The sequence below is a fragment of the Embleya sp. NPDC005575 genome, from assembly GCF_040605455.1.
Taxonomy (GTDB): domain Bacteria; phylum Actinomycetota; class Actinomycetes; order Streptomycetales; family Streptomycetaceae; genus Embleya.
The window spans coordinates 1-3,493 of record NZ_JBEXCV010000312.1 but is presented as its reverse complement, the minus strand read 5'-3'; the positions used below and the strand labels follow the sequence as shown (position 1 = coordinate 3,493).

Below are 3,493 nucleotides of genomic sequence, written 5' to 3'. Positions count from 1 at the left end.
GCCGCGCTCGGAGTCGCCGCCGCGCCCGGCGTGTGCTCCACGACCAGTCCGGCCGCCACCAGGCGGGCCACCGGGTTTCGGCGCGTCCCTTGCCCGACGTCCCGGTCCGGCCCCCGCGTTCGGGTGAACGACGACACCGACCGGTTGCCCAGCGCGGTTCACCTCGTTGCACAGCGAGAACGCGCCGCATCCGGGCGGCGCGAGCGTCGATACGGAGAATCCCAGTGAGCTCGTTCAAGAAGGCAACCGTGATGGCCGCCGGCACCGCCGCCCTGGTCATGGCCGGCGCGGGTGCCGCGAGTGCCGCCGCCGACGCCGAAGGCGCCGCGGTGGACTCCCCCGGCGTGGTGTCCGGCCTCGACGTTCAGGTCCCGATCCACGCGCCGATCAACTTCTGCGGCAACACCCTCAACGGCGGCTTCATCAACCCGACGTTCGGGAACTTCTGCGCCAACATCGACGGCGACGACGACCGCGAGCACCACGAGAACGGCCACCACGATGCGGCCCCGGTCGGCGGCCACCACGGCTGACCCGCCATCCCCCGGTTCGGCACTCCTCCCCGACCGGGTATTCGGGGCTCCGCGTGTGTGTCCGCGGAGCCCCGAGCGCTGTCCCGAACCCGCCGAGGGCCACGGCAGACATCGGACACAACCCAAGGTTGTACCTTCGTGGCCGATCGGTTGTTTGATCTCGCCGCTCGCGACTTGCTTTGATGCCGATGGTCAGTGTGTTCGGGGTCGGCGAGGGGTGTTCGAAATGGCGGGTAGGCGTTCGCTGGGGCGGCGGTTCGGGCGATTGTGGGCCGCGTATGCCGTCAGCACGTACGGCACCTCGCTCGGGTTCGGTGCGTTTCCGCTGATCGCGGTCCTGGTGCTGGACGCCGGGCCGGCCCGGGTGGCGGTGCTGGCTGCCGCGGGGCGCGCGGTTGGGGCCCTGGTGGCGGTGCCGCTCGGCCCGTGGGTGGAGTTCCGCCGAAAACGGCCGGTCATGGTGGCGATGGACCTGGTCCGCTTCGCGGCGTTGATGAGCATCCCCGCCGCGTACGCGCTCGGGTGGCTCGGCTTCGCCCAACTCCTCGTTGTATCGGTCGTGGTCGCCGCGGCCGACATCGCCTTCAAGGCGGCCTCCGGCGCGTATCTGAAGACGCTCGTGCCGCCGGAGGACCTGCTCATCGCGAACAGCCGGTTCGAGTCCACGTCGTGGACCGCGATCACGGTCGGACCACCACTCGGTGGGGCCGCGATCACGCTGTTCGGCCCGGTGACGACCGTGGTCGCCGACGCGGTCAGCTACCTGCTCTCGGCACTGGGCATCCGCTCCATCGGGGGGACGGAACCGCGAACCGCCGCACCGCGGTTGCGAGCACGCGATCTGCCCGAAGGATGGCGCCACATCCTCGCCCACCCGGTGCTGCGCCCGCTGTTCCTCAACGCGATCGTGGTCAACGGCCTCATCATGGCCTCCGAACCGCTGATGGCCCTGCTCCTGTTGCGCGATCTCGACTTCGCACCCTGGCAGTACGGTCTCGTGTACGCGACCCCGTGCATCGGCGGCCTCATCGGCTCACGTCTCGCATTCCCACTCGTGGCACGGTTCGGGCGGCACAGGGTGCTGCGCACCGTCGGAACGCTGCGCGCGTGCTGGCCCCTGGGACTGGCATTCGTGCAACCCGGCACCCCCGGCATCGTCCTCGTCGTCGTCGTTCAACTCGGCCTGGTGACCTGCTGCGGCCTGTTCAACCCGGTGCTGGCCACCCACCGGCTCGAGCACACCGACCCCGACCGGATCGCCCGCACCCTGGCCGCCTGGTCGGTCAGCGCGAGCATCACCATCGCGGCCCTGACCGCCGCGTGGGGCCTGCTGGCCGCCGTCACCAGCCCCCGCAGCGCGATCGCAGCCGCCGGCGTCCTCCTGCTGGCCACCCCACTGCTGCTCCCGCGCCGCGAGAAGACGTTCCCGAAGACCGAGGAACAAGCCGCGAACCTCACCTGACGGGGCCGAACGGGCGGGAACTACCTGTACTCGTCCTCGTCCAGTTCGACGACCCGGGCCTGGTCGACGGCATCGGCCTCGTCGGCCGCGTCCGGGTGGATGCGCGTGAGCGGGTCGTCGCGATCCCGACGGAGGTCGGTGCGCTGCTCGGCGGCGTCCGCTTCGGTCATTTCCCGAGTGGGTTCAGCCGCATCGTCGTCGTCTTCCTGGAACGTTTCCGGGTCGCTGGGGTCGACAGCCACGGTGGATCTCCTCGTTCTCCTCGGCGGTGACGCGTGACGACCGTATCGGTGCAGCCGCTCGAAGTGGCGTCGGCGCGCAGGCCGCGATCACTCGCGATCGACGTGCGGTCACCGAAGAGCCGACCCGCGCCGGGAGCCCGCACCCGTCGAGTGCGCGAGCCCACCGGTGTCGAGGCTCGCATCCCCCGCGTGCCGCGCCCGTGCGCGACGCGCTTGGAGGCACTCCCACCCGCTCATCCATTCCGCACGGCCGGGTGGCGTAGGAGGGCGATGGACGCCCCCGACCGCGACGCGCGTGCGCACCGACGTCCCGGCGCCGGCGTGCCCGGTCACCGCCCGCGGCACCGCTTGACATTCGTTTTCCGCCGCCGCGAGCATCGAAGGGTGGCTCGCCGCGCTCGGCTCGCACCGCAGCCCGCGGCCGAGACCGGCCGCGAGCCGTCGGCACCACCGAAGGCGCGATCCGCCGGCCCCGCCCGCACCGACCACCGGTGCCCGGCGCCTCCCCTCCCGGACCGCCACCCTCGCCAAGGACGCGTCATGACCTCGGACCCCACCCCACCGCCGCCCTCCCCGCCTTCCGACGGGCGACCCGAAAACCCGACCCCGGGCCCGGTCCCCGGCACCGGCTTCCACCCGCACCTGCCCGACCGCGCCGCCGGCTCGCCGCGGCTGCGCCTGCACCACATCCGCGCCGACGCCCTCGACGCCGACACGACCCAGACCGGGGGCATGCGCCGCTTCGCCGCGATCAGCAGCCACACCGTCGGATCCGAAAAGTTGTTCATGGGCCGGACCCACGTGGCCCCGGCCACCTCGTCCGGCAATCACCACCATGGCGACTCCGAGACCGCGATCCACGTAATCAGTGGGCATCCGGTCTTCGTATTCGCCGACGATTCCGCCGGCCGGGTCCGCGAGGTCCGCCTCCAAGCGGGACCCGGCGACTACATCTTCGTCCCGCCGTTCGTCCCGCACCGCGAGGAGAACCCCGATCCCGACACCGAAGCCGTGGTCGTGATCGCCCGCAGCACCCAGGAGGCCATCGTGGTCAACCTTCCCGGCCTGTACCCCCTCCACGACGACCCGCCGACGTAACCGGCCCGCCGAGGACGCGCACCGGCAACGAACACGGCGGCCGGACGTCCCGGCGCCGGACTCCATCGAACCTGACGTGAGCCGCCGTACGCGCTCGCGGCGGATCAGCCCGTCCGGCGCGCCGTGTGGTCACCGCAACGACGCGGGGCCGCACGCCC

General features: G+C 72.0%; 4 protein-coding genes. 3 read left to right on the top strand and 1 reads right to left on the bottom strand.

Annotated features, from left to right (window positions below; translation table 11 throughout):
- Nucleotides 1–224: 224 nt before the first annotated feature.
- Entirely contained in the window at nt 225–533 is a 309-nt protein-coding gene (locus ABZS54_RS42505; protein WP_355548693.1) for a chaplin, read from the top strand.
- Nucleotides 534–759: 226 nt separating this feature from the next.
- A complete protein-coding gene (locus ABZS54_RS42500; RefSeq protein ID WP_355548690.1) occupies nt 760–1,995 on the top strand; it encodes an MFS transporter in 1,236 nt (411 codons plus the stop codon).
- 20 nt (nt 1,996–2,015) lie between these two features.
- On the opposite strand, the gene ABZS54_RS42495 is transcribed toward ABZS54_RS42500, so the two are convergent.
- Nucleotides 2,016–2,237 carry a hypothetical protein gene (locus ABZS54_RS42495; protein ID WP_355548687.1) on the bottom strand — a complete coding sequence of 74 codons (222 nt, stop codon included), beginning with the start codon at nt 2,235–2,237 and terminating at the stop codon, nt 2,016–2,018.
- Nucleotides 2,238–2,777: 540 nt separating this feature from the next.
- On the opposite strand from ABZS54_RS42495, the gene ABZS54_RS42490 reads away from it, so the two are divergent.
- Nucleotides 2,778–3,335: a cupin domain-containing protein gene (locus ABZS54_RS42490; RefSeq protein WP_355548684.1), complete on the top strand. Its 558-nt coding sequence runs from the start codon at nt 2,778–2,780 to the stop codon at nt 3,333–3,335.
- Nucleotides 3,336–3,493 lie beyond the last annotated feature (158 nt).